This is a genomic window from Stenotrophomonas maltophilia (assembly GCF_900186865.1).
GTDB lineage: Bacteria > Pseudomonadota > Gammaproteobacteria > Xanthomonadales > Xanthomonadaceae > Stenotrophomonas > Stenotrophomonas maltophilia.
Genome location: NZ_LT906480.1, coordinates 2786550 through 2811326, shown reverse-complemented (window position 1 = coordinate 2811326; position 24777 = coordinate 2786550). Strand labels below are relative to the sequence as shown.

The 24777-nt window shown below is 66.7% G+C and carries 23 protein-coding genes; 16 read left to right on the top strand and 7 right to left on the bottom strand.

Translation table 11 applies throughout. From position 1 onward, the window contains the following. Positions 1 to 21: 21 nt before the first annotated feature. Both CKW06_RS13485 and CKW06_RS13480 read left to right on the top strand, forming a co-directional pair. On the top strand, positions 22 to 1767 hold the full coding sequence (locus CKW06_RS13485; protein ID WP_024956503.1) for a putative porin: 1746 nt from the start codon (positions 22 to 24) through the stop codon (positions 1765 to 1767). 97 nt (positions 1768 to 1864) lie between these two features. Next, complete coding sequence (locus CKW06_RS13480; protein ID WP_005409871.1) at positions 1865 to 2194, top strand: hypothetical protein; 330 nt, start codon at positions 1865 to 1867, stop codon at positions 2192 to 2194. A gap of 42 nt (positions 2195 to 2236) precedes the next feature. On the opposite strand, the gene CKW06_RS13475 is transcribed toward CKW06_RS13480, so the two are convergent. From CKW06_RS13475 to CKW06_RS13460, 4 genes are all read right to left on the bottom strand, one after another. Further along, positions 2237 to 2635 carry an OsmC family protein gene (locus tag CKW06_RS13475; protein WP_024956504.1) on the bottom strand — a complete coding sequence of 133 codons (399 nt, stop codon included), beginning with the start codon at positions 2633 to 2635 and terminating at the stop codon, positions 2237 to 2239. A gap of 84 nt (positions 2636 to 2719) precedes the next feature. Then, positions 2720 to 3361, bottom strand: a complete 642-nt coding sequence (locus CKW06_RS13470; RefSeq protein ID WP_024956505.1) for a hydrolase — start codon at positions 3359 to 3361, stop codon at positions 2720 to 2722. Between the two features lie 53 nt (positions 3362 to 3414). Then, positions 3415 to 4095 (bottom strand): hydrolase, encoded by a 681-nt coding sequence (locus CKW06_RS13465; RefSeq protein ID WP_005409868.1) that lies wholly within the window; start codon positions 4093 to 4095, stop codon positions 3415 to 3417. A gap of 72 nt (positions 4096 to 4167) precedes the next feature. After that, the gene (locus tag CKW06_RS13460) at positions 4168 to 5034 is read right to left on the bottom strand and encodes a pirin family protein (RefSeq protein WP_024956506.1); all 867 of its coding nucleotides are present in this window, start codon (positions 5032 to 5034) and stop codon (positions 4168 to 4170) included. A 151-nt stretch (positions 5035 to 5185) separates the two neighbouring features. Between CKW06_RS13460 and CKW06_RS13455 the strand changes: the two genes are divergently transcribed. From CKW06_RS13455 to CKW06_RS13405, 11 genes are all read left to right on the top strand, one after another. After that, positions 5186 to 6112, top strand: a complete 927-nt coding sequence (locus tag CKW06_RS13455) for a LysR family transcriptional regulator (protein ID WP_024956507.1) — start codon at positions 5186 to 5188, stop codon at positions 6110 to 6112. Between the two features lie 171 nt (positions 6113 to 6283). Then, positions 6284 to 6784 carry an RNA polymerase sigma factor gene (locus CKW06_RS13450; RefSeq protein ID WP_024956508.1) on the top strand — a complete coding sequence of 167 codons (501 nt, stop codon included), beginning with the start codon at positions 6284 to 6286 and terminating at the stop codon, positions 6782 to 6784. A gap of 85 nt (positions 6785 to 6869) precedes the next feature. Then, positions 6870 to 7826, top strand: a complete 957-nt coding sequence (locus CKW06_RS13445) for a FecR family protein (RefSeq protein ID WP_024956509.1) — start codon at positions 6870 to 6872, stop codon at positions 7824 to 7826. A 182-nt stretch (positions 7827 to 8008) separates the two neighbouring features. Then, positions 8009 to 11131, top strand: coding sequence for a TonB-dependent receptor (locus CKW06_RS13440; protein ID WP_024956510.1), 3123 nt, complete (start codon positions 8009 to 8011; stop codon positions 11129 to 11131). Positions 11132 to 11184: 53 nt separating this feature from the next. Continuing rightward, on the top strand, positions 11185 to 11949 hold the full coding sequence (locus CKW06_RS13435; RefSeq protein WP_024956511.1) for a Slam-dependent surface lipoprotein: 765 nt from the start codon (positions 11185 to 11187) through the stop codon (positions 11947 to 11949). 90 nt (positions 11950 to 12039) lie between these two features. Continuing rightward, positions 12040 to 13494 carry a surface lipoprotein assembly modifier gene (locus tag CKW06_RS13430; protein WP_024956512.1) on the top strand — a complete coding sequence of 485 codons (1455 nt, stop codon included), beginning with the start codon at positions 12040 to 12042 and terminating at the stop codon, positions 13492 to 13494. A 135-nt stretch (positions 13495 to 13629) separates the two neighbouring features. Then, positions 13630 to 14034, top strand: coding sequence for a response regulator (locus tag CKW06_RS13425; protein WP_024956513.1), 405 nt, complete (start codon positions 13630 to 13632; stop codon positions 14032 to 14034). 9 nt (positions 14035 to 14043) lie between these two features. Further along, positions 14044 to 15639 (top strand): sensor histidine kinase, encoded by a 1596-nt coding sequence (locus CKW06_RS13420; RefSeq protein WP_024956514.1) that lies wholly within the window; start codon positions 14044 to 14046, stop codon positions 15637 to 15639. Positions 15640 to 15709: 70 nt separating this feature from the next. After that, entirely contained in the window at positions 15710 to 16051 is a 342-nt protein-coding gene (locus tag CKW06_RS13415) for a type II toxin-antitoxin system prevent-host-death family antitoxin (protein WP_005413623.1), read from the top strand. Between the two features lie 3 nt (positions 16052 to 16054). Next, positions 16055 to 16681: an ATPase gene (locus tag CKW06_RS13410; RefSeq protein ID WP_024956515.1), complete on the top strand. Its 627-nt coding sequence runs from the start codon at positions 16055 to 16057 to the stop codon at positions 16679 to 16681. Positions 16682 to 16786: 105 nt separating this feature from the next. Continuing rightward, the gene (locus CKW06_RS13405) at positions 16787 to 17401 is read left to right on the top strand and encodes a hypothetical protein (RefSeq protein ID WP_024956516.1); all 615 of its coding nucleotides are present in this window, start codon (positions 16787 to 16789) and stop codon (positions 17399 to 17401) included. Positions 17402 to 17485: 84 nt separating this feature from the next. On the opposite strand, the gene proP is transcribed toward CKW06_RS13405, so the two are convergent. Continuing rightward, positions 17486 to 18973 (bottom strand): glycine betaine/L-proline transporter ProP, encoded by a 1488-nt coding sequence (gene proP / locus CKW06_RS13400; protein ID WP_024956517.1) that lies wholly within the window; start codon positions 18971 to 18973, stop codon positions 17486 to 17488. Between the two features lie 480 nt (positions 18974 to 19453). Between proP and CKW06_RS13395 the strand changes: the two genes are divergently transcribed. The 3 genes from CKW06_RS13395 to CKW06_RS13385 all read left to right on the top strand — a co-directional run bounded on the left by CKW06_RS13395 (position 19454) and on the right by CKW06_RS13385 (position 22647). Beyond that, on the top strand, positions 19454 to 19870 hold the full coding sequence (locus CKW06_RS13395; RefSeq protein WP_005409854.1) for a host attachment family protein: 417 nt from the start codon (positions 19454 to 19456) through the stop codon (positions 19868 to 19870). A 5-nt stretch (positions 19871 to 19875) separates the two neighbouring features. After that, entirely contained in the window at positions 19876 to 20199 is a 324-nt protein-coding gene (locus CKW06_RS13390) for a thioredoxin family protein (protein WP_024956518.1), read from the top strand. A 96-nt stretch (positions 20200 to 20295) separates the two neighbouring features. Next, positions 20296 to 22647, top strand: a complete 2352-nt coding sequence (locus CKW06_RS13385) for a GH92 family glycosyl hydrolase (RefSeq protein WP_024956519.1) — start codon at positions 20296 to 20298, stop codon at positions 22645 to 22647. Between the two features lie 75 nt (positions 22648 to 22722). On the opposite strand, the gene CKW06_RS13380 is transcribed toward CKW06_RS13385, so the two are convergent. Both CKW06_RS13380 and CKW06_RS13375 read right to left on the bottom strand, forming a co-directional pair. Further along, positions 22723 to 24102, bottom strand: coding sequence for a sensor histidine kinase (locus CKW06_RS13380; protein WP_024956520.1), 1380 nt, complete (start codon positions 24100 to 24102; stop codon positions 22723 to 22725). Continuing rightward, positions 24095 to 24769 (bottom strand): response regulator, encoded by a 675-nt coding sequence (locus tag CKW06_RS13375; RefSeq protein ID WP_005409850.1) that lies wholly within the window; start codon positions 24767 to 24769, stop codon positions 24095 to 24097. The genes CKW06_RS13380 and CKW06_RS13375 overlap by 8 nt, the downstream gene beginning before the upstream one ends. Positions 24770 to 24777: the final 8 nt, after the last annotated feature.

Genomic DNA, 24777 nt, shown 5'->3' with positions numbered 1-24777 from the left:
CTTCTTTCGATGAGAACCGTGATGAACGACCACGTCCGCGCACGAACCGACTCCCGCCGCCCGCGGCCGGCCCGACGGGCGCTGCTGTGCTGCGCCGTGCTGCTCAGCCTGGCCGCCCCGGCCGGTGCGATGGCCGCCGAAACGACCATGGTCAAGCTGATCAAGGGCCTGATCGCCAGCGGCGCGCTGAAGCCCGAAGACGGCCAGGCATTGCTGGTGCAGGCCGAGGCTGAAGCAGCGGCCGCCCAGCGCGGTGCAGCCACCGCACCTTCGGCCGCCAGCGGTGGCGTGGCCCTGGAGGCTGGCGACGTGCGCGTGCCCTACGTGCCGCAGAGCGTGCGCGACGGCATTCGTGACGAAGTGCGCCAGGACGTGATGGCGCAGGCCAGGTCGGAAGGCTGGGCGGCACCGAACGAAGTGGCCGAATGGACCAAGCGAATCAAGGTCACCGGTGACATGCGCGTGCGCAGCGAGTCGCGCTTCTTCTCCGAACGCAACAGCGACATCGTGAGCAACTGGTCGTCGATCAATTCCGGCAACGGCTTCGACACCAACACCAACACCAACCTGCAGCTGCCGCCACTGCTGAACACCCGCCAGGACCGCCGCAACCTGTGGCGCATCCGCGCCCGCCTGGGCATCGAGGCAACCATTGGCCAGCACACCACGGCCGGCGTGCGCCTGGCCAGCGGCAGCAGCAATGGCCCGGTGTCGACCACCGAGCAGCTGGGTGGCGGCCTGAGCAAGAAGGACGTGTGGCTGGACCAGGCCTGGCTGGCCTACAGCCCGGCTGACTGGGTGACGGTGCGCGGCGGCCGCTTCGGCAATCCGTTCTGGACCAGCGACACGCTGTTCTCCAACGACCTCAACTTCGATGGCCTGGCCGCGAACCTGAAGTATGACTTCGACGATGGCGACCTCGACCTGTTCGGCAACCTCGCGGTGGTGCCGCTGGAGTACACCTCCGACAGCTCGCCGAGCCAGAGCAAGGTCAAGACTCCGAACGAGAACAAGTGGCTGTCCGGTGCCCAGGTAGGTGTGAACTGGCGCTTCAATGACGAGAATACGTTGCGCGCTGCATTGGGCTACTACGACTTCAAGAACATCAGCGGCCGCCTGTCCTCACCGTGCGCCCTGTACGCGGGTGCGGTGGGCTGTGACACCGACTGGTCGCGCCCGGCGTTCATGCAGAAGGGCAACACCCTGATGCTGATCCGCGACATCGCGCGCAATCCGCTGGACCCGGCCAACACGCCGACCCCGCAGTACGTCGGCCTGGCCTCGGCCTTCCGCCTGGCTACCTTGAACCTGCGTTGGGACACGCAGCTGGCACAGGGCGTCGGTCTGCGCCTGGACGGCGATTACATCCGCAACCTGGCCTACGACAAGCAGGCCATGTTCAGCCGCGCCCAGAACGGCATCGTCAACAACTACGGCGCCGGCGGTACCGCCAGCATCGACACCTTCCGCAGCGGCGACACCGCCTGGATGGTGCAGGCCACCTTCGGAGCCACCGAGCTGAAGGAGAAGGGTCAGTGGCAGGCGCTGCTGGGCTACAAGCACATCGAGGCCGATGCGCTGCCGGACGGCTACAACGATCCGAACTTCCACCTGGGCGGTACCAACGCCCGCGGCTACTACGTGGGCGGTGCCTACGCGCTGGACGCGCGCAGCTGGATCAGCGGCAAGTGGATGGCGGCCAAGGAAGTGTCCGGTGCGCCGCTGTCGATCGACGTGTTCCAGCTGGAGTTCAACACCGGCTTCTGAGTGGCGGCGTGATGCGGATCACGTAGTGCGTGGCGGGGGCGCAGCGATGCGCCCGTCTAAGGAAAGGAGACCACGCGTTGTTCAAAAGGAGGAGTGGATGAGCCGTCGCAAGCTGTTCGAGAGTCCCGAACCGTCCAGCCAGATGCTGGGTGTTGGGCCGGCCTATGTTTCCGTCGAGGGCCTGCGCCAGCACCTGGCCGAGTTCCTGCTGTATGCAGGCCGGCCGGTGGTGATCATGCGCGGGCGCAGCGAGGTGGGCTATTTCCTGCCGGCGCGCTGCTGGCGCCAGCGTGACGATGATCCGCTGGCCGCCGCTGCCGCCGACCAGCTGCTGGATGCGGCCGGTTTCCAGGCCGAAGACATCCAGCAGGTGGAGCAGGAATTCAACGCGATGCGCCAGCGCACCGTGCTGCATTCACGGCGCTGAGCTTTCGCCTCTACAGTAGATCCACGCCATGCGTGGATGGGGTTACGCTGCAGCCCCACGCTCACTGGTGATGCGCGCACCCTCGCGCATCACCAGGGTCACCGGGGTCTTTTCCACCACCTCCAGCAACCGCTGCCACTGCGCATCGCTCAGCTCGGCGCTGGCATGCAGCACGCGGTGCACATGGAAGCGACCATCCGCGTCACGTTCCGAACGCAGCTCGGCATGGAACTCGCCCAGTTTCCAGCCCTTGCGCTGCGCGTACATGCGCAGGGTGATGGCGGTGCACGCCGCCAGCGAGGCCAGGTACAGGTCGAACGGTGCGAAGCCCTTGCCCTGGCCGCCCAGTGAGGCGGGCTCGTCCGCATCCACAGCGAATGTGCCATTGCTGATGTGGTGCAGGTAGTTGTCGGCGGTTGAAACAATGCGTGCGTAGGCCATCACGTTCTCCATCTATCTGTGGCGTCGAGCCATGCTCGACTGCTCCAAAAGGCGGCGCCGGCCAGGACCGGCGCCGCCATCCAATCACTCGGTACGATCGTACGAGAACTGGATGCCTGCCGTACCCCCGGTTTCAATGAAGAGGTTCATGAAGGCCGGCACCGTTTCCGAACGGGCCCAGTCGCGCTGCAGCTCGCAGAACAGCTGTGGCACGCTGATCAGCTGGCCACCGGCCTGTTCGATGCGGCGCAGCGCCGCATCGTGCGCGGCCAGCGAGGTGCCGCCGACGGCGTCGACCACCACATACACCTCATAGCCTTCCTTCAACGCATCCAGGGCCGGGAAAGTCAGGCACGCCTCGGTCCACAGCGCGGTCATGATCAGCTTGCGGCGGCCGGTGGCTTCCACCGCCTTGCGGAACTCGACGTCCTCCCAGGAGTTGATGGTGGTGCGGTCGTAGGTGGGGTAGTCACCCAGCACCTTGCGCAGCTGCGGAATCGGCGGCTTGTTCAGGCCGGTCTTGACGTTCACCGTCGAATGCACGATCGGCAAACCATAGGCGACGGCGGCTTTGGCGGTGCCGACGATGTTGTTGACCAGCAACTGGCGGTCCATCGAGGCGATGGAGTTCACCTGCACCGGCTGGTAGTCGATGATGATGAAGGCGGAATTCTGCGGGGTCAGCAGATGATCGCTGACCGGGTCGCGGATCGGTTCACTGGACATGGTGGGTCTCCTGTTCAGGGGGGGAGCCGGCGACTGGCCGGCACGAAGGCCACTCAGCTGCGCTGCGAATCCAGCTGTTCGTGGTTCTTCTGCACGTCCTGCGCCTTCAGGTAGCTTTCGATCAGCAGCTGGTAGTTCGGGAAGATCTTCGTGTAGACCTCGGCCCACTGCTGGGCATCGTCGCGGTTCCAGGTGCGCTGGATCTCCGAGGCCACCGCGGCGGTGTCCATCGGCACCACGCCTGCCTGCACCACGCGGGCCAGGGTGATCTCCTCGGCCATCTTCGAGTAGGTGCCGGACGCGTCGATGACTGCGAACACCTGGTAGCCATCGGCAACGGCGGCGATCGACGGGAAGGCCATGCACACGCTGGTGATGGTGCCGGCAATGATCAGCTGCTTGCGGCCGGTGGCCTTCACCGCGGCAACGAATTCCGGGTTGTCCCAGGCGTTGATCTCACCCTTGCGTGCCACGTACTGGGCATGCGGGGCCGCGTCGTGGATCTCCGGGATCAGCGGGCCGTTCGGGCCCTGCGGAACAGAGGCGGTGGTGATCACTGGCATCTTTGCCAGCGTGGCCATCTTCGCCAGCGCGGTGGCGTGGGCGCGCACGCTGGTGAACGGCATGTCACCGATGGTCTGGAACAGGCCGCTCTGATGGTCGATCAGCAGCATCGCGGCGTTGTCCGGATCGATCACCGGGCGGGCACCGTTGAAGTTGGCGGGGGTACTCATGGTCAGTCTCCTGGAGAAGGTGGGCGATGGCCCGGAAGGTGCGGCGGGCCAATGCCCGCCGCATTGAAACGATCAGTGCGCGATCTGGCCGAAGCGGCCGCTGTTGAAGTCGTTGACCGCCTGCGCGATCTCGGCCTGGCTGTTCATCACGAACGGGCCATAGCCCACCACCGGCTCGTCGATCGGTTCACCGCTGAGCAGCAGCACGGTGGCGTCGCTGTCGGCGTCGACGAACACGTCCTCGCCGCTGCGGTCGAAGGTGACCAGCTGTGCCTCGCCGACCGGCTGGCCGCCGTTGATCCGCACCGTGCCCTTCAGCACCACCAGCGCCAGCGTGCGGCCATCGGCCACCGGCAGTTCGGCGTGGTGGCCCTGCCGCAGGCGGATGTCCCAGACATTCATCGGCGTGTGGGTGCGGGCCGGGCCGGCATGACCGTCGAAGCGACCGGCGATGATACGCACGCGGCCGGCGCCTTCAGGCAGTTCAACCGAGGGGATCTGTGCGTCGAGCAGGGTCTGGTAGCCCGGTGCACCCATCTTGTCCTGCGCGGGCAGGTTCACCCACAGCTGGACCATGTCCAGCGTGCCGCCCCGCTTGCTGAACTCCGGTGTGTGGAACTCCTCGTGGAGGATGCCGGAGGCCGCGGTCATCCACTGCACGTCACCCGGGCCGATGGTGCCGCCGGCGCCGGTTGAATCGCGGTGGGCGACCTCGCCCTCATAGACGATGGTGACGGTCTCGAAACCGCGATGCGGATGCTGGCCGACCCCGCGCGGGGTATCGCTGGGGGCGAAGGTATAAGGGCCGGCGTAGTCCAGCAGCAGGAACGGGCTCAGGTGCTGGCCGTGGGTGTTGTAGGAAAACATCGAGCGGGCGGGGAATCCGTCGCCCACCCAGTGCGGGCGCGGGGCGCTATAAGTACCGGTGACACGCTTCATGGCCATCTCCTGGCCGGGGCTGCCGGCCGCTGTTCTTCGTTGCAGGAGACGATATCGCCGCGACAATTGGGCCGGTAGACGCCAATATTTGCCGTCATAGTCCTATCTGGTGAACAATGGGTGCGCGCCTTGCGCCACAGGAGATCGCCCCATGTTCATCGCTGATATCCGCCGTTGCGACCTCAACGACCTGTTCTACTTCGCCATGGTGGTCGAGCACGGCGGCTTCTCGCAGGCCGGCCGGGCGCTGGCCATGCCGAAGTCGAAACTGAGCCGGCGCATCGCGCTGCTGGAGGAACGGTTGGGCGTGCGCCTGATCCAGCGCTCGACCCGGCGTTTCTCGGTCACCGAGGTCGGCCAGGACTACTACCGCCACTGCAAGGCGATGCTGGTCGAAGCCGAAGCGGCCGAAGAAGCGATTGCGATGTCGCGCGCCGAGCCGCGCGGCACGATCCGCCTGGCGTGCCCGATCGCGATCCTGCATGCGCGCATCGGCCCGATGCTGGCCGACTTCCTGGCCCAGCACCCGCAGGTGACGGTGCAGCTGGACGCCACCAACCGGCGCGTCGACGTGGTGGGCGAGGGTGTGGACGTGGCGATCCGCGTGCGGCCGCCGCCACTGGAGGACAGCGACCTGGTGGTACGCGTGCTGGCGCGTCGGGTCTGGTGTACCAGTGCCAGTCCGGCGCTGCTGCAGCGGCTGGGCACGCCGCAGGTGCCGGCCGACCTGGCGATGATGCCGACCGTCGATCTGGCATCGCCCAGCCAGCAGCATGTATGGGAATACACCGGGCCGGGCGACGTGCTGGCCAGCGTGCATCATCGCCCGCGGCTGGTCAGCGATGACATGATCGCGTTGCGCACCGCTGCGGTGGCCGGGGTGGGGTTGCTGATGCTGCCGCGGATGATGATCAGTGACGAACTGGCCAGTGGCGCGCTGGTGCCGGTGCTGCCGGAGTGGGTGCCCAAGCACGGCATCGTGCACGCGGTGTTCCCGTCGCGACGCGGCCTGTTGCCGGCGGTGCGTGCACTGATCGATTACCTCGCCGAACGCTTCGAGGCGCTGGAGGAACCCTAACTCTTCCATCCACGCATGGCGTGGATCTACTGGACCTGCGCCTTGGTAGATCCACGCCATGCGTGGATGAAGCTCTCGGCCGCGGCTTGCCGCCTGCGGCCGTGCAGCCCACAATCCACGTCCGGACCGTCGCCATCACGCCCATCATTCCCCGGTCCGGCCTTGGCACCTATGTCTCCCAATGCCCTGGCGCTGGTCGAGCTGCTGATCCGCGAGCGCCGTGCGTTGTCTCGCTTCATCGCGCGCTATCTCGACCCGGCCAGTACCGAGGACACCCTGCAGAACCTGTACCTGAAGGCCAGCAGCGTGCCCGGCGATCCGCCCATCCTGGAGCCGCGCGGCTATCTGTACCGGATGGCCTACCATCACGCGCTCAACCGCAGCCAGTCCGACGCCCGCGAGCGGCGGGCGATGGCCGAGTACGCCCTCGACATGGCCGAGGCGGGCCACGACGGCGAGGCGCATGCGCTGGACCAGGCACAACTGCGCGAGATCACCAGGACCATCCTCGCGCTGCCGGCGCAGGTGCGTGAGTGCTTCGTGCTCAACCGCTACCTGGGCCTGAGCGAGCGCGAGATCGCCACCCGGCTGGGTATTTCCAAGAGCCTGGTCGGCAAGCACGTGCTGCGCGCGGCACTGTTGATCCAGCAGCACCAGCAGGGAATGCATTGATGAGCGGCGATTGCCGTGGGCAGATCGCGCCCGCCGTTGTCACAAGAGGAAGGCGCACCCGCTCGCGGTGCGGCAGGCCACAACCATGACCACGTCCGAACCCTCGCCGCGTCAGGCCAGGCAGGCGTTGCGCTGGGTGATCCAGTGCAGTGCAGGCCCGCTGCCGGAACGCCAGCAACGAACCCTGCAGCGCTGGCTGCAGGCCGATCCGCGCCATGCGCTGGCCTGGCGCCAGCAGCAGGCCTTCTGGCAAGGGTTGGATGCCGCCGGGCCCGACGTGCTGGCCGCGCTGCCCGGGTTGACGGCTGATCGCCAAGGGTTGCGCCCGATCGCACCGCGTCGGCGCCTGCCGTGGCTGCTGGCCAGTGCAGCCGCAGTGGTGCTGATGGTTGCCGCTGCGCCACACGCGCTGTTGCTGGCACGCGGTGACCTGCGCAGCAGCGATGCACCGCGCGTGGTGCAGCTGGAGGACGGCAGCACCGCCGTACTCGATGCGGGCACCGCATTGGCGGTTGCGTTCGATGGCCAGCAGCGGCACCTGCGCCTGCTGCGCGGCCAGGCCTGGTTCCAGGTGGCCCATGAGGCGCGACCGTTCCAGGTCGAGGCGGCGGGCGGCCTGGTCCGTGAAATCGGTACCGCCTTCAGTGTGTCGATGCTGGATACCACGGTCACCACCCAGGTCAGCGAGGGTGTGGTCGACGTGCGTCCGGGCGATGGCAGCGTACAGCGCCTGCATGCGGGGCAGGCACGGGTGTTCCGTGACGGTCGCTGGCTGCAGCCGCTGCGGCAGGCCGATCCGGATGCCATGGCGCCATGGCGGCGTGGCGAGGTAGTGATCGACGATCAGCCCGCCGCGCAGGCCATCGCCAATCTGGCGCGCTACCGGCGTGCTCCGGTCTGGGTACTGGGCGGGCAGGGCGCAAGCGTACGGGTCAGTGGCCTGTTCCACCTGCAACAGCCGGAGACCGCCATTTACGCGGTGGCCGCACAGGCGGGACTGCGCGTGCAGCGCTTGCCCGGCGGCGCGCTGGTGCTGTGGTGAGGCCCGCCCAGCACCCGGATGAACGGGTCGCATGAAAAAAACATGAAAGAACCGTGGGCAACTGCAGTGCCCCGCTGTCTATAGAGGTATAGCCAGAGCGAAACACCGTTTCTCCTCAAGCCAGACATGCCACCGGCACCGGACGTGCCCGTGGTCCCGCCCCGCTTGAGGAGTTCCTGTCCATGCCGTCCACGGCGTCCGCCTGTCATCGTCGCGCCACCGCTCTGGCCCTGGCTGTTTCCACCGCATTGCTGCCGCTGGCCTGGGTGCCGGCCGTGCAGGCGCAGCCGGCGATCGTCGCGCCGGTGCGCCAGTACACCATTCCGGAGCAGCCGCTGGCTGATGCCGTACGCGCTTTTGGCCGCCAGGCCGATGTGCAGGTGGTGTTCCGCAGCGACCTGGTGGACGGCCGCCGCTCCAGCGCAGTGAAGGGTGAGTACAGCCAGATGCAGGCGCTGCAACAGCTGTTGCGCGGCAGCGGCGTACGCGCGCAGCGCGGCATGGACGGAACCTGGAGCCTGCGGGCCGCAGCGGAGGCGGGTGAAGGGGAAGGGGTGCGGGTGACCGAAACACTGGACGTGGCCGGTCGCCTTCAGTCGGAAGGGGGTGAGGCCCGCGATCGGCGTGGCTACGACGATGTGTTCGCGCTGGACATGACCACGGCGTATTCGGGGCGCGACCGGGTGGAGCGTTACCGAGGCTCCAATCCGGCCGACGTGGTCAAGGATCTGGTCGGCGTGTTCAGTGGCGATGCGCGCAACAGCGGCGCGCTGGACGTCAACATCCGTGGCATCCAGGGGCCCGGGCGGGTGCCGGTCAGCATCGACGGCGGCGAACAGGCGCTCACTGTCTGGCGTGGCTACAACGGCGTCAGCAACCGCAACTACATCGATCCCAACCTGATTGGTGGCATCCAGGTCATCAAGGGGCCAGGGCTGGTGCGCGATGTGCACAGCGGGATCGGTGGCGCGCTGGTGATCAAGACCATCGACGTCGATGACATCGTCGCTGCCGGCGAGCGCTTCGGCGGGGAGCTGAAGATCGAAGGCAGCAGCAATGCGGTGGCGCCGCGCCTGCCGCGGCTGCACACCGGCGAGGATTACCGCACCGTGCCGGGCTTCCCGCAGGGCTCGCCGAACTCACCCTACGACGACCGCACCCTGGTGGTGCCGGTGAAATCGCGCAGTGGCAACAATCCCTTCGATGGCGAGGACCAGGCCTGGCGCCTGGCGCTGGGCGTGCGTGGCGACAACGTCGACCTGATGGCCGCCTACGCCTGGCGCAAGCGCGGCAACTACTTCTCCGGGACCCAGGGCAGCGCCTACTACGAACAGGACCAGCGCGAGCAGTTCGAGTACCAGGGCATCGACTACATCACCACGCTGGCGCGCTACTTCAAGCCCGGCGATGAAGTGCCCAATACCTCCAGCGAACAGGAGTCCTGGCTGGTCAAAGGCAGCTGGCAGATCAACGATGACCAGCAGTTGAAGGCGACCTGGCGGCGCACGCTGTCGCACTACGGCGAGATCATGCCGTCTCGCATCCTGTCGGCCCCCGACTACGGCCGCATCCAGTGGCCGCTCAGCCGGGTCGATTCGGATGCGTGGAACCTGGAATACCGTTTCCAGCCCGCCGGCAGTCGTTGGCTGGACCTGTACGCCAACCTGTGGCGCACGGAAACGGAAAGCGATACCTACAGCGCTGGCGGCTTCCCGAACTTCGCAGTGGGTAATCCGGCATGGAATCCGGACGCCAGCCCGATCCTGCGCAATACCGCGCTGGCCAACGCGCGCAATGACCGCACCGGCCTGATCCTGAGCAACCGCTTCGCGCTGCATTCGACCCTGGACCTGACTGTGGGCGGCAACTGGCAGTACGAGAAGCTGGGGTCCCGCGATCCGTACTTCGGCACCACCGATGGCTGGCGCATGTTCCCGCGTGCCGGGCGCCGCCAGGAGGGTGAAGGCTACCTGACCCTGGAGTGGCGGCCGCTCGACTTCCTCACCCTCAATGCAGGCGTGCGCTACAGCCGCTACTGGGCCTTCGACGATTTCCTCGAGGCGCACCCCGAGCTGCTGACCAAGGGCGTAGGTGGCAAGGAAGCGCAGTACACCGTGAACGAATTGCCGCCCCGTCCCGCCAATCTGCAGGCCCGCATCGACGCGCTGGAAGCACGCCGCGCCGTATGGGAAAAGCGCGGCATGGGCTGGTTCATCGACGACAGCATCCGTGCGTTGCTGGCACCGTACGAGACGCCGCGTCCGGTCCGGTACACGCGGCCCTGGCTGCCCGATGCCGATGGCAACTACACCCGCGCCGGCAATCCCTGCCTCAATGGCGAAGTGGCGGCCATTCCCGGCGTGAAGCCGGTGTTCGCCGGCAGCGACCAGGTCTGCAACATCGGCAACAGCGTACAGTCGCAGCCGGTCGATGGACGCAACAGCCGCCGCCGCGACCATGCCTGGCTGCCGACCTTCTCGGCCACTGCACACCTGTCCCCGGCCGCCCGTGCCTACGTGCGTTACAGCGAAGCGGTGCGCTTCCCGAGCATGTTCGAAAGCACCATCGCCTTCTCCGGCAGCCTCAATCCGCTGCATGCGCTCAAGCCCGAGCACGCCTACAACTACGAGGTGGGCTACGTGCACAACCTGTCGGCCCTGTTCGGCAACACCGCCGATGCCGACGTCAAGCTGGCGTACTACGTGCACAAGACCCGTGACGTGATCGAACGCGATGGCAACTTCCTGTTCGACAACGTCGACAAGCAGACCATCCGTGGTATCGAACTGCAGGCCCGCTTCGACAACCGGCGCTTCTTCACCGATCTGGGCATCACCCGCACGCTGGAAAACGAGGTGTGTGACGAGAGCACGGCGGTGCTCCTGGACGCGAACCGCGGCCTGGTTCCGAACTGCGTGCAGGATGGTTTCGTCGGTGGCTACCTGCTGACCCAGGCCATTCCCAGGCTGTCGATCAACGGGTCGCTGGGCACGCGCCTGTTCGATGAGCGCCTGGAGCTGGGCAGCCGCATCGTGCACTACCGGCGGCACGAGAACCCTGACCTGCAGGCCTACCGTGATCGCCTGCTGAGCGGCGGCAGCGGCCTGCTCTGGCAGAACGTGCCGTTCACCTGGGGAAACATCACCACCGTCGATGCCTATGCGCGCTGGCGCTTCAACGAGCATGCCAGCGTCGAACTGGTCGGCAGCAACCTCGGCAACCGCTACTACGTCGATCCAGCCACGCGGTCCACGCTGCCAGCCCCGGGTCGCACCCTGAAGCTCGGCGTCACCGCGCGCTTCTGATCTCCCATCTTCAAGCGTTGTACCCGTAGTTCCCTCAACCAAGGAGCAATACCATGAAAATGATCTCCCGTTCGGTGCTCGCCGTTGCCGCCTCGCTGGCTCTGGTCGGTGCCGCGCATGCTGCCGATATCGTCGGTGCCGCCAGTGCCAGGACCGATGCCGAGCTGTACGTGGCGGTTGGTGAATCGCAGGTCAATGGCGGCCCGCACCGCGCTGGCAAGGCCGGCATCGGTGTCGGTACCGTGTCCCAGGCCAAGCCGGTGGACTTCCAGGGCCTGAGCGCCTACTCGGCACCCACCACCGTCAATGGCGTGACGGTACGTACCCTGGCCATGCCGATCACCGGCGCACCGGGCAGCCACGCCGGCATGGGCCACTTCAACTTCGTCAAGGTCGGCAGTGGTGATGTCTGGTTCGGCGAATGGTCCAAGGATGGCGCCGCCGGTGGCTTCAACAACCGCCAGGTCTACTTCGTTGGTGACCGTGCCGGCACCACGCTGCCCGCCGGCGTGGCGTCCTACACCGTGGCCGGCCTGAACAAGTTCAACGGCAGCAACCTTCTGAGCGGCACCTTCGACGCCGACTTCGGCGCCGGCACCCTGGATGGTGCGCTGTCCGGCAATGGCCTGACCCTGGCCATCGTTGCCAACATCAACAGTGCCGATGCATCGTTCGCCGGTTCGGCCAACGTCAATGGCAGCGTCAACGGCACCACCCAGGGCCAGTTCTTCGGCGCCAACGCCGCCACCCTGGCCGGCATCGCCACCTTCGCCGGCAACAGCCAGTACGACACCGCCTTCGGCGGCAGCAAGAACTGATTGCCACGCCCCTGACGGGGCAGGGCAGGGACAAGCCGCGATCCGCCAGTCCCTGCTTCGGCCCGCTGCATGCATCACCACGGATCGACCATGCGCCATCCCATCTTCCTTATGATCCTGTTGCTGGCGGCTGCCGATGTGCGCGCCCAGCAGGATGATCTTCGTCGCGTGCTGGAGCAGGGCAGCGAACTGCGCCACCAGCAGCAGGACCAGCAGCGCCTGCAGCAGGCCGAGTCGGCGCGACCGACCATCACCATCGACGGCCAGACCCTGCGCGTGGAGCGCACGGTCGACGATCTGGGCCAGGCGCTGTACCTGTCGCTGCAGCATCAGCAATGGGGCGCAGCGCAGCGCTTCCTGGACGAATACATCGAACTGCCCGGCCACGACCCGTTGCTGCGCCACTACGCGCAGGGCGGCCTGGCGCGGGTGGCCGGCAATCACCACCGCGCGGCCAACGAGTACGAAGCACTGCTGGCGGCGCAGCCGGATTTCCTGCCGGCCCGCCTTGAGCTTGCACGTGTCCATGCCGAGGACCAGCGCGACCGCGATGCGGAGGCGTTGTTCACGGCCATCGCCGGTGACATCAATGCTGACGACCCCGCCACCGCCGGTGTACGCGGACGGGTGGACGCCTACCTGGCCGCACTGCAGGCGCGCAGGCGTTGGAAAGGAGCGCTGGCAGCCGGCCCGGCATGGAGCGATAACATCAACCGCAGCTCGGCCAGCCGCACCTGCCTGTTCGGGGTGGGCGACACCTGCATCATCCAGCGCAATCTTCCCGATGCCCAGCGCGCCATGGGCCTGGACTACGACGGCAACCTGGAGCGTCGCTGGGCATTGGCCGGTCATCACGGCGTCTATGTGCGCGCGCTTGCGTTCGGCCAGGCATGGCGCGGGCACAGCGCCTACAACGAGCTCAATGCGAGCGTGCAGGCGGGCTATAGCTGGCGCAGCGCACGGCATACCCTGCAGATCGCGCCGAGCTATGACTACCAGGGCCTGGGCAACCGGGCCCTGCAGGGCGGCAGCGGGCTGCATGGCGAATGGCAATATGCATTGGACGCGCGCAGCCTGCTCAGGCTGGAGGCCGACTGGAAGCGCCAGCGCTATCGCCAGCGCGGCCTGGCCAGCAATTACGACGGTGAGCTGGCCGCGGTGTATGCCACCTGGTTCCGTGCGCTCAACACGCGCTGGACCCTCTTTGCCGGGCTGGACCTGAGTGACAGCCGCGCCGCCAATCCGGCCAACGGTTACCGCCAGCGTGGACTGCGCCTGGGGGCGGCGCGCCAGTGGACGGGCACCACCGCCACCGTGTTCGTGTCGTTGCGCGAGCGCGACTACGAGGCGTGGAGCCCGCTGCTGGAGGCGCGGCGTGAGGACAGCGAACAGAACCTGATTGCTGTCGTGCGCAGCGAGCACCTGGCGGTGGCCGGGCTGGTGCCCAGCCTGAGCCTGCGCTACGCGCGCATCGACAGCAACGTCGGCTGGCTGTACAGCCACGACCGCAGCCTGCTCAGCCTGAAATGGGAACGGGCCTTCTGAACGCGCCGCTGCGCTGCACGGTGAACGCGCCGTGGCCGCGATCTTCATTCATCATCACGCGCTCTTGTAGCCCGTTTCGCGCATCCTTGGGCTGTTGCGGCAGAGCTGGGCCGCGTGTATCGAGGAGCGCCGGTCGTGCTGGAAGCGGGCAACAAACCAGAGGGCCTGAAAGGGCTGCGTGTACTGGTGGCGGAGGATGAATTCGCCATCGCGATGTTTCTGGTCGACTATCTGGAGCTGAAAGGCGCACAGGTGGTGGGGCCTGCCGGTGACCTGCAGGCGCTGGGGCGGCTGGTCGATACCCATCCCATCGATGTGGCATTGCTGGACATCAACCTGGGCGGTGAGCAGGTCTATCCGCTGGCCGATCGGCTGGCCGAGACGGGTATCCCCTTCCTGCTGACCTCCGGTTACGACGACAACCTGCCCAGCCGCTTTGCCAGCGCGCCGCGCTGTACCAAGCCTTATCACATCGAAGCGCTGGTGCAGCAGCTGGCCGCGCTGGTGGCGGCGCCGCAGGTCTCTGCGGGCATTGCCTGATTGCGCGGCATGTCGCGCCGTCCTGAAGACATCCACGCCGCCAAGCTGCGTGGCCAGATGCCACCTGCACCGCAGCTGCATGTGCGCCACGATGGCATGGCCGCGCGCATCGCCCGCCACGACTGGTCATCCACGCCGTTGGGTGCCTGCGAGCAGTGGCCGCCCCACCTGCGCGCCACCGTCGACCTGATGCTGGCCCATGGTTTCCCGATGATCGTGCTGTGGGGTGAGCAGGTGGTGCAGCTCTACAACGATGGCTATGCCGAGATTCTGGCCGACAAGCATCCCGGCGGGCTCGGCCAGCCGACCCGCGAGTGCTGGCCCGAGGTCTGGCATATCAATGGGCCCATCTACCAGCGCGTCTGGCAGGGCGAAACCATCACCTACGAGGACAAACTCTATCCCCTGGCGCGCCGCGGGCGGTTGGAGGATGTCTGGTTCACCATTACCTACAGCCCGATCCGTGGCGAGGAAGGGCGCATCAACGGCGTGCTCGTGACCATGTTCGAGACCACAGCGGCGCATGTGGCCCAATCGGCACGCGAGCGCGAAGAGCAGAAGCGGCGGGAGGCGGACCGGCGCCTGGCATTGGCCTTCAAGGTGCTGCCGGTGGGCGTCTGCATTGTCGACACCGAAGGGCGCCTGCAGCTGTCCAACGACCAGATGCGTGCCTACCTGCCCAGCGGCAAGGTTCCCTCCACGGATGAGGTGAACCTGCATCGCTGGCGTGGCTGGCATGCGGACGGCAGCGCCATCGGGCCGGAGGATTTCGCCATCGCCCGTGCGATGCGCGGCGAGACCGTGGTGCCGGGGCTGGAGTTCCAGTATCTGCATGACGATGGGCGCGCGCGCTGGACCCGGGTCGCGGCCGCGCCCCTGCGCGATGGCGACGGTGAGGTCAGCGGCGTATTTGCCATCGCCGTGGACATCGACGATCTCAAGCGTGCCACCGAGCGCCAGTCTGTATTGCTGGCCGAACTGCAGCACCGGGTGCGCAACATCATGTCCACCATCCATGCCATTGCCTGGCGGACCCGCGAGTCGGTCAGCAGCGTGGATGAATACGCTGAACGGTTGTGCGGGCGACTGATGTCGCTGGCGCGCACGCAGAGCCTGCTGACCCGCGGCGCCAATGCCGGGGTCTGCCTGCGTGGCATGCTCGATGAGGAGATCGCGGCGCAGGCGCCGGCAGCGGCGGCCTACCGCCTGCAGGGCGAGGATGTGCTGCTGCCGCCGAAGGCGGCCGAAGTACTGTCCCTGGCGATCCACGAGCTGGCGAGCAATGCCCTGCGGCATGGCGCACTGACCCATGAGGATGGCCGGATCGAGGTGACCTGGGATCTGCAGGTTCAGGCCGGCCAGCCATGGCTGGGTCTGCACTGGTGCGAGCGCCATGCCGAAGTGGAGGACTGGGAGCAGCCCCGGCAGCGTGGCCTTGGCCGGGCGCTGATCGAGCAGCGCGTGCCCTACGAACTCGTCGGCAGCGGCGAGCTGCGCTTTGGCCCGCAGGGCCTGGACGCCTGGATCCGCTTTCCGCTGCGCGAGCGAGACAGCCTGCTGCAGACCGATGCTCCCGGCGCGGCGGCGGGCGGTTCCGGCAGGTAAAAGTCCATTTATCCCCAATTGGGCCAAATTGGGCATAATGGCCTCAACTGTCCCCGTCTGGAGCCGTGCCATGACCCTGCCGCTGGATCTGCCTGGCCTCGAAAAGGCCCCCGCGTCGTCGGTGAAGACCCGTGGCTGGCCGAGCCTGATGCGCACCGTGCGCGAGAAGCAGGCGCTGGTCATCACCAACCACAACCACCCCGAAGCGGTGATCGTGGACATCCGCACCTACCAGGAACTGCTGGCCAAGGCCGCTGGCGGCGATGCCGGTGAGCGCAGCGAAGAACTGCTGCGCCTGCGCGGTGAGTTTGACCAGACCCTGGCCAGCCTGCAGCGCGGGGAGGGGCTGGGCAAGGTGCTGGGCCAGCCGATCCGCCGCGGTCGCAAGGTCACCCTCGGCCGCCCGCTCTGACCGATGGGGCGGATCCTGGTGCTTGCCGGCGTCAATGGCGCCGGCAAGAGTTCGCTGCTGGGTACCTGGCTGGAAGCCGAAGGGCTGGGCTGGTTCAACCCCGATTCGTTCACCCGGCGCCTGGTGGAGGCCGGCTGGCCGCTGCCCGATGCCAATGCGGAGGCCTGGCAGGAAGGCACCCGCCGCCTGCGCCAGGCCATGGCTGATGGCACGGACTTCGCCTTCGAGACCACGCTGGGCGGCAACACCATTCCAGGCCTGCTGCGCGAGGCCTGTGAGCAGCATCATGTGGCGGTATGGTTCTGCGGCCTGGCCAGCGTCGAGCTGCACATCGCCCGCGTCGCTGCGCGGGTAGCGGCCGGTGGCCACGATATTCCGGTGGAGAAGATCCACGCCCGCTTCGATTCGGCGCGCGAGAACCTGCTGGACCTGCTGCCACACCTGGCCGAGCTGCATGTCTACGACAACAGCGCTCCCGCCGACGCCGACGGCTGCGTCGAGCCGCTGCCGGTGCTGGCGATGGCGCATGGCCAGCTGCAGTACCCGGTCTCGGTGGCCGAGCTGCTGCATACGCCGGATTGGGCCAAGCCCATCGTGATGCGTGCGATGGAGTTGAACACCTCGGATTAGATCCACGCCATACGTGGATACCTTTCACACATCGCGCGAAACCGCGCCGTGCACGACTGCCACCGGAGCTGCGGTTAGACTGACCGCACACTCAAGGAGGATGACATGCACGGACCTGCGACGTTCCGCTCCAGTTCTATCTGCCTGGTGCTTGCCGCGCTGGCGCTGTCCTGCATGCCGACGATGGCCGCGTCGCCTGCCGCCAAGCGACCATCGCCGCCCAGCCTGGTGCAGGCCTTCCACGCCGCCGAAGCCAACCTGCGGCTGATTCCCGGCGGCGACATTGAATCCGACTTCCGCCCGGTTTGGACCGCTGTTGCCGATCTCGATGGCGATGGCCGTGCCGAGGTCGTGTATTTCTACACGTCCGACTATTCCGGCGGCAGCTTCGCCCAAAGCAACGTTGTTGCGGTGATGACGGCGCTGACGGCAAACGATCCGCGCGGCCGGGAGAACCCGAACAGCCTGTCGCCGGTGGAAGCAGAGGACTATGCCGCCATCCGCAGGTATGGCTATGCTGACGACGCGGCTGAACAGATTCCAGGCGCCACCCGTGCCATCCGCATCCAGGGTGATCGCATCGTTGTCGATTTCACTGTCAGTGCCGGCGCGACGGTCTGCGAATGGAAGAGCCCGAACCGCCACGTCTGTCCGCCGGACGGAAACTACACATGGACGCTGCGTTGGACGCCGGGGAAGCTGACTCACATCAGGAAATAGCGCCAGGGAGTGCCGGGCGTATTCGCCCGGCGCCACTGGCCCCGTAGGTCCACGCCAAGCGGGGACCGCGTTCTGCGGCCGGCCTCAGGCCGGCTTCACCTGCTCAGGCTCCGCAGCCTCCGGCAGTGGTGGCAAGGTCGAGTCCACCGTTACCGGTACATCGCTCTTCAACAACGCAGCGGCTTCCCTGTCGCTGCCCACTGCCGGCGGTGAGCCACGCAGCGGCAGGCCGGCGGTCTCCTTCACGAACAGCATGGTCACCAGCCCGATCACCGCCGCGCCCATCAGGTAATAGGCCGGCACCAGCGGGTCGCCGGTACGTTCCACCAGCCACGCGGTCACCAGTGGCGTGGTGCCACCGAACAGCGACACCGACACGTTGAATGCGATCGACAGCGCGCTGTAGCGCACCGGCGTATAGAACAGCGCCGGCAGCGTGGACGGCATCGAACTGGTGAAGCACACCAGTGCCAGGCCCAGCAGCATCAGGCCAAGGAAGATCAGCCCGTCGTTGCCGCTGCCGACCAGCAGCAGGCACGGAATCGCCAGCACCAGCAGCGCGATGCAGGCACCAATGATCATCGGTCGGCGGCCCAGCCTGTCACTGAACAACCCGCCGACGATGTTCAGCGGCATCATCACCAGCATCACGATGATGATCAGCAGCAGGCCCTTGCTCTCGGCATAGCCCATGGTGACGCTGAGGTAGCTGGGCATGTAGGTCAGCAGCATGTAGTCGGTGACGTTGAACACCAGCACCAGGCCCATGCACACCAGCAGTTGGCGACCATGCACCTGGAACAGTGCGCCCAGCCCCGGCCGGTCGTGCTCGCGCTTCTCGGCTTCTTCGGCGAACGCGCGGAACGCCGGGGTTTCCTCCAGCTTCATGCGCATGTACAGGCCGAGCAGGCCCAACGGGCCGGCCACCAGGAATGGAATGCGCCAGCCCCAGTCCAGCATCTGCTCGCTGCTCAGCAGCATGTGCAGCGCAGTGACGGTACCGGCGCCTGCGATGTAGCCGCCCAGCGTGCCGAACTCCAGCCAGCTGCCCATCAACCCACGGTTGCGGTCGGTGGAATACTCGGCGATGAAGGTGGCCGCACCGCCGTACTCGCCACCGGTGGAGAAGCCCTGCACCACGCGCGCCAGCAGCAACAGCACCGGCGCCCAGATGCCGATGCGCTCGTAGGACGGAATCAGGCCGATGGCAAACGTGCCCAGCGCCATCAGGATCATGGTGAACGCCAGCACTTTCTGGCGGCCGTAGCGATCCCCCAGCGGGCCGAACACAAGGCCGCCGAGCGGACGCACCAGGAACGCCACGGTAAAGGTGGCGAAGGCGGCGATCACCTGTGCGGTGGGGTTGCTGGACGGGAAGAACACCTGGCCGATGGTGACGGCCAGATAGCCGTAGACACCGAAGTCGAACCACTCCATGGCATTGCCGAGTGCGGCGGCACCGACGGCGCGCTTGAGCATGGGCGTATCGACGACGGTGATCTCATCGACCTTCAGATGGCGGCGGCGTTTGAACCAGCCGAAATGGGCATGTGCATCGGGGGTGTCCTGCATGGGGGCTCCCTGGGAGGTTTGAAATGGAGAAAACGGCGGCATGCGTGGATGCACGCGCACGGCGTGGCACCGCCGTTTCGGCGGAAGCACGGCAACGGGATCACGACGGCCGCGCGGTCAGCGGCCGGGAATCACAGCGATGCGGGGGATGCAGGCGAAGTGCCTGCGGGCGTCATCCGCCAGGATCCAGCGCGAGGCGATGGATGGGCGGAGCAGGAACATGCGTGGCAAGCGGAGCGCCGGTCGGCAGTGCTTTCCACGTAACAGGTGCGCCCGTCACGTAGTGGGTCGTGTCGATCATCCGTTCATCATAACGGCACGCGCGTGAGCGTGCAGCGAAGCGCAGTTGTCTGCACGCTGTGTTCCATCATGCCTGTTCATCTGCAAAGCAATGATGACGTGCGTTGAACGGAATCTGGTCGTGCTGCTCACATGCCGCCCTCTACGTTGTGGGCGAACGCAACAGAGAAGGAGCATCGCATGACCCGTCGCATTCCCGAAGGTACGCTTGTGGTTGTCGCCGATGGCGGTTCGGCCCGTGTATTCACCAATGTCGGCAGCGATCACCAGCTGGCCTTGAAGCAGGAAGGCGAACTGCGCCTGCAGGACATCAGCGAGCAGGGTGTATCCGGGCAGGGGCCTGCGGGTGCAGTGCCGAAGGACATGTCGGTATCCCAGCTCAACGAGGCGACGTTCGCCAAGCAGGTGGCGGAACAGCTCAATGAGGATGCGTTGAAGAACCGCTATGCACACCTGGTGTTGATCGCTGATCCGACCACGCTGGGACGCATCCGTCCGCTGCTGCACAAGGAAACCCAGGCCCGCCTGCTGGGCGACATCGCCAAGGACCTGACCAACGCGCCGTTGGCGGATATCCAGAAGGCGCTGGCGGCGTAGCGCGGATGCCATTCATGCGCGATCACCTGTCGGCGGAGCCCGACCGCTTGGATGTGGAGGCGCAGGTCGGCTGGCTGCTTCTCGAGTTTGGCGCGCCCTGGTGTGGCCACTGCCAGGCCGCGCAGCCCGCGTTGCAGGCCTTTGTCGAAGCGAACGATCTGCCGCACTGGAAGATCGAGGATGGCAAGGGCAGGCCCCTGGGCCGAGCGTTCAAAGTGAAGCTGTGGCCGACGGTGGTGCTGCTGCACGATGGAGACGAGGTCGCGCGGGTAGCGAGGCCGCTGGACAGCGCGGACCTCATGTCATTGCAGGGCGCGCTTCCCGATTGAGGAGTGAACCGGGCGCAGCACGCGGGGCAGTCGCACTGCAGCATGCGGCGTGACAGGCCCGGTGCTAGCATCCGGCTATCACCTGAATCGATCCAAATGCCGATGCCCACGCTGGACCGTCGTCTCCTGATCGCTGTCGCCGCCACGGCGATGCTCGCTTCCGGCCTGGCTTCGGCCGCGCCTGCCAGAACCGCCGCCGACAAGGCCTATGCATCGGTGGACCCGTTCATCGGCACCGGTGGCGAAGGTCACACCTATCCGGGTGCGACGGTACCGTTCGGCATGGTCCAGCTCAGCCCGGATACGCGTATCCAGCCGCGCGAGAAGGCCTACGGTTGGGCGGCCGGCTACCGCTACGACGACAGCAGCATCGTCGGCTTCTCGCACACCCATTTTTCCGGCACTGGCCATTCCGATCTGGGCGACATCCTGCTGATGCCGTTCATCGGCAGTCCCGGCCTGGAGCGTGGCGATCCCGAGAAGCCGCGCAGCGGCTATGCCTCCCGCTTCCGCCATGATGACGAGAAAGCGGAGCCGGGCTACTACGCGGTCACGTTGGACGATTACAAGGTGCGTGCCGAGCTGACCACCAGTACCCGCGTGGGCGTGCATCGCTGTGCGTTCCCCAAGGGCACCGACGCCAAGGTGCTGCTGGACATGCGCACCAGCATGTACGACTACCCGGGCAAAGTGCTGTGGTCGCGGGTGCGGGTGCGTGCCGACGGCACGGTGACCGGCTTCCGCGAGACACGCGGCTGGGCGCCGGGCCGCCAGCTGTATTTCGCGATGCGCTTCTCGCGCCCGCTGGCCGGGCATGAGCTGCACAACACCGAGCAGGACATCGTCTACAAGGGCTTCCCGCCGCCGGGCGAGAAGGATCCGTCCCAGCGCGCACAGATCGAGGGCCGTCAGCTGGTCGGTACCTTCGCATTCGGCAAGCTGGACGCACCGCTGGTGGTCAAGGTTGCCATCTCGCCGGTCAGCGAGGCCGGCGCCATTGCCAACCTCGACGCGGAAGTGGCCGACTTCGATTTCGACCGCGTGCGTGCGCAGGCGAAACAGGAATGGACGCAGGCGCTGTCTGTGCTTGATATCGATGCACCCGAGCACGCTCGCCGCAGCGCCTATACCGCGCTGTACCACACACTGTTGGGGCCGACGCTTTTCATGGATGCCGATGGCCAGTATCGCGGTTCGGACAATGCCGTGCACAAGGCCGATGGTTTCACGAACTATTCGACGTTCTCGCTGTGGGATACCTACCGTGCGTTGCACCCGTTGCTGACCCTGGTGCAGCCGGAGAAGCGCAACAGCGACTTCGTCAATTCGATGCTGGCCCACCATGAGCACAGCCCCTACGGCATGCTGCCGGTGTGGTCGTTCCATGGCCTGGAAGACTGGTGCATGATCGGCTATCACGCCGTGCCGGTGATCGCCGACGCCTACGTGAAGGGTATTCGTGGCTTCGACGCCGACAAGGCATTGAAGGCGATGGTCGAGACCGCCAATTACGGCCCCTATGACGGTATCGCACAGTACCGCGAGCTGGGCTACGTACCGATCGACGAGGAAGGTGAAGCGGCCAGCAAGACGCTGGAATACGCCTTCGATGACTGGACCATCGCACGCATGGCGCAGGCGATGGGCAAGGGCGATATCGCGGCGACCTTCGACAAGCGCGCGGCCAACTGGCGCAATGCGTTCGACAAGGACACCGGCTTCATGCGCGCACGCAAGCGCGACGGCAGTTTCCGCACCCCGTTCGACCCCAGCGCCAGCGGCTACGGAACCGACTACACCGAGGGCAACGCCTGGCAGTATTCCTGGTATGTGCCGCAGGACGTGGCCGGGCTGGCGGCAGCGCACGGTGGCAGCGACAAGCTGCTCGCGCGCCTGGACGAGGTGTTCAACGCCAAGGTGGATCCGTCCATCTTCGAGCACATGGAAGACATCACCGGGCTGATCGGCTGGTACGCACATGGCAACGAACCCAGCCACCATGTGGCCTACCTGTACTCGTACGCTGGCCAGCCGTGGCGCACCCAGGCGCGCCTGAAGCAGATCATGGACACCCAGTACGCCGACCGTCCGGATGGCCTGGCCGGCAACGATGACGTCGGCCAGATGTCGGCGTGGTATGTGTTCACCGCGCTGGGCTTCTACCCGGTGGCACCGGGCTCGGGCGAGTACATCCTCGGTCGCCCGTTCCTGCCGAAGACCGCGATGCGCCTGCCCAACGGCAAGACGTTCACCATCGTGGCCGATGGCCTGGATGACAGGCACACCTATGTGGGCAGCGTGAGCCTCAACGGCAAGCCGCTGCAGCGCACCTTCCTGCGCCACGACGAGATCCTGGCCGGTGGCGAGCTGCGCTTCAGCATGCAGGCCGAGCCGAACAAGGACTGGCCGGGGCAGGGCGCGCAGGCGCCGTACTCGATGAGCCGGTGATGCGGGGCGGCGCCGTCCTGCCGCCGCCATTGCCCCGCACCTGGTAGGTGCCAACCTTGGTTGGCACGCGGGAGGTCAGCGGAAACGGAACCGCACCCCCACCCGCGCGCCACCGATCGGGGCGGTATCAATCATCAGGATCGCGCCATGTCGCTGCGCGATCTCGGCCACAATCGCCAACCCCAGCCCGCAGCCATCGCCTTCGCTGCTGGCCCGGTAGAAGCGTTCCGTGACGCGCGTGCGTTCGGCTTCGGCAATGCCGGCGCCGTCATCGTCAACCCATGCCTGCACGCCTTCGGCCTCCTGCCGAACGCCGAGGGTGATCACACCGGGCACGGCACCGTAGCGCAGCGCGTTGTCCAGCAGGTTGCCCAATGCTTCGCGCAGCAGCTGCGGATCGCCCTGTACCTGCACGCCGTCGTCTGGCCCCTCGTAGCCCAGGTCAACGCCCGCCGCCAACGCACGGTCGGCGTAGCGCTCCACCACCCCGCGTGCCAACGCAGCCAGGTCCACCGGTTGCAGTGGCAGTGCACTGCCATGCGGATCTTCCGAGCGGCTGAGCATCAGCAGCTGGTTGACCAGATGCTGCAAGCGGGCCAGCCCGGCCAGCGTGCCGGACAGCGCCAGCTGCTGGGCCTGCGGGTCGTGCTGGCGCAATGAACTCTCCAGTTCCACCTGCATCGCCGCCAAGGGCGTGCGCAGCTGGTGCGCGGCATTGCTGACAAAGCGCCGCTGCGCATCCTGCATCGCGTCCAGACGCTGCAGCAGCGCGTTGTAGGCCTCCACCGCCGGCCACAGTTCGCGCGGTGCCTCCTGCGCGGGGTCCAACGGTGCCAACGGATCCGGCCGCGGGCTGGCCAGCTTCCGCGCAACCAGGTTGGCATGGCGAGCGGCAGCGCCTGTACCGGACCAGGCCAGCCACGCCGCCAGTGCCAGGATCGCGGCCTGGAAGGGAACGCTGGTCAGCAGCAGCTTGCGCTCCAGCCGGTGGCGTTTGCGAAGCGTCTCAGCCACGCGCAGCCGGATGTCATGGCCCGGTCCGGCGCTGACCACCACCTCGACCATGCGCACAGCCTGACCACGCAGCCGCGCATCGTAGTAGACCGCGTCGTCACTGTTGGCGGACGTCGCCGGGCGGGGCAGGGCTTCGGGCAGGTCGCCATACAGACGCCCACCCTCGGCATCGACCACCTCGCCATGCACTTCGTCGGCGGTGTCCCAGCTGAACATGCGCGAGACCGCCGGGGTGATCTCGATCGAAGCGCGACCATCCTGCACCGTCACCAGTTCGGACAACGACATCGCCGAATCCAGCAGCCAGCGGTCGTAAACCTGGCCGGCATAGAACCGGGCCAGCGCAAATGAACCCACTGCGCTGCACAGCAGCAGTACCAGCAGCGGCAGCCACAGGCGCCTGAGCAGCAGGCCACGCAGGCTGTGCACGCGCTCAGTCACCCGCGGCCTCCAGCCGGTATCCAAGCCCACGCAGCATGCGGATGCCGACGCCGGCGCGCGCCTGTTCCAGTTTGCGGCGCAGGCGGCTGACATGCACCTCGATCACCGACAGGTTGGCCTCGTGGTCCCAGCTGTACAGCGCATCGAACAAGCGCTGCTTGGTGACGGTACGACCGGGATGCTGCATCAGTGCCTCGACCAGCGACAGCTCGCGCGCGGTCAACTCGATGCGCTGGCCTTCAACCTGCACTTCATTGCGGATGCTGTCGAAGCACAACCGGCCCAATCGCTTCTGCGCCGGTGCATCGCTGCGGCGGCGCGACAGTGCACGCAGGCGGGCTTCCAGCTCACCGAGTGCGAACGGCTTGGCCAGGTAATCGTCGCCACCGCGGTCGAGGCCGAGGATGCGGTCCTCCACACCATCGCGTGCGGTCAGGATCAGCACCGGCAGGGTGGCGCCGTCGTTGCGCAGGCGCGAGAGCAGGTCCAGGCCATCGACGTCGGGCAATGAAAGGTCCAGCACCATCACGTCATACGGTGCGCTGGCCAATGCCGCCGGCGCGTGCAGTCCACGCGAGAGGTGGTCGCACAGATGACCGGCACCCTGCAGGGCGCGGATCAGTCCATCGGCCAGAGCGGCGTCGTCTTCGATCAGCAGGATTCGCATTGCAAGCT

Bases quoted from the DNA above. Each gene is read 5' to 3' on its own strand.
- CKW06_RS13485 (WP_024956503.1), top strand. From the start codon at position 22: ATGAACGACCACGTCCGCGCACGAACCGACTCCCGCCGCCCGCGGCCG.
- CKW06_RS13480 (WP_005409871.1), top strand. From the start codon at position 1,865: ATGAGCCGTCGCAAGCTGTTCGAGAGTCCCGAACCGTCCAGCCAGATG.
- CKW06_RS13475 (WP_024956504.1), bottom strand. From the start codon at position 2,635: ATGGCCTACGCACGCATTGTTTCAACCGCCGACAACTACCTGCACCAC.
- CKW06_RS13470 (WP_024956505.1), bottom strand. From the start codon at position 3,361: ATGTCCAGTGAACCGATCCGCGACCCGGTCAGCGATCATCTGCTGACC.
- CKW06_RS13465 (WP_005409868.1), bottom strand. From the start codon at position 4,095: ATGAGTACCCCCGCCAACTTCAACGGTGCCCGCCCGGTGATCGATCCG.
- CKW06_RS13460 (WP_024956506.1), bottom strand. From the start codon at position 5,034: ATGAAGCGTGTCACCGGTACTTATAGCGCCCCGCGCCCGCACTGGGTG.
- CKW06_RS13455 (WP_024956507.1), top strand. From the start codon at position 5,186: ATGTTCATCGCTGATATCCGCCGTTGCGACCTCAACGACCTGTTCTAC.
- CKW06_RS13450 (WP_024956508.1), top strand. From the start codon at position 6,284: ATGTCTCCCAATGCCCTGGCGCTGGTCGAGCTGCTGATCCGCGAGCGC.
- CKW06_RS13445 (WP_024956509.1), top strand. From the start codon at position 6,870: ATGACCACGTCCGAACCCTCGCCGCGTCAGGCCAGGCAGGCGTTGCGC.
- CKW06_RS13440 (WP_024956510.1), top strand. From the start codon at position 8,009: ATGCCGTCCACGGCGTCCGCCTGTCATCGTCGCGCCACCGCTCTGGCC.
- CKW06_RS13435 (WP_024956511.1), top strand. From the start codon at position 11,185: ATGAAAATGATCTCCCGTTCGGTGCTCGCCGTTGCCGCCTCGCTGGCT.
- CKW06_RS13430 (WP_024956512.1), top strand. From the start codon at position 12,040: ATGCGCCATCCCATCTTCCTTATGATCCTGTTGCTGGCGGCTGCCGAT.
- CKW06_RS13420 (WP_024956514.1), top strand. From the start codon at position 14,044: ATGTCGCGCCGTCCTGAAGACATCCACGCCGCCAAGCTGCGTGGCCAG.
- CKW06_RS13415 (WP_005413623.1), top strand. From the start codon at position 15,710: ATGACCCTGCCGCTGGATCTGCCTGGCCTCGAAAAGGCCCCCGCGTCG.
- CKW06_RS13410 (WP_024956515.1), top strand. From the start codon at position 16,055: ATGGGGCGGATCCTGGTGCTTGCCGGCGTCAATGGCGCCGGCAAGAGT.
- CKW06_RS13405 (WP_024956516.1), top strand. From the start codon at position 16,787: ATGCACGGACCTGCGACGTTCCGCTCCAGTTCTATCTGCCTGGTGCTT.
- proP (WP_024956517.1), bottom strand. From the start codon at position 18,973: ATGCAGGACACCCCCGATGCACATGCCCATTTCGGCTGGTTCAAACGC.
- CKW06_RS13395 (WP_005409854.1), top strand. From the start codon at position 19,454: ATGACCCGTCGCATTCCCGAAGGTACGCTTGTGGTTGTCGCCGATGGC.
- CKW06_RS13390 (WP_024956518.1), top strand. From the start codon at position 19,876: ATGCCATTCATGCGCGATCACCTGTCGGCGGAGCCCGACCGCTTGGAT.
- CKW06_RS13385 (WP_024956519.1), top strand. From the start codon at position 20,296: ATGCCGATGCCCACGCTGGACCGTCGTCTCCTGATCGCTGTCGCCGCC.
- CKW06_RS13375 (WP_005409850.1), bottom strand. From the start codon at position 24,769: ATGCGAATCCTGCTGATCGAAGACGACGCCGCTCTGGCCGATGGACTG.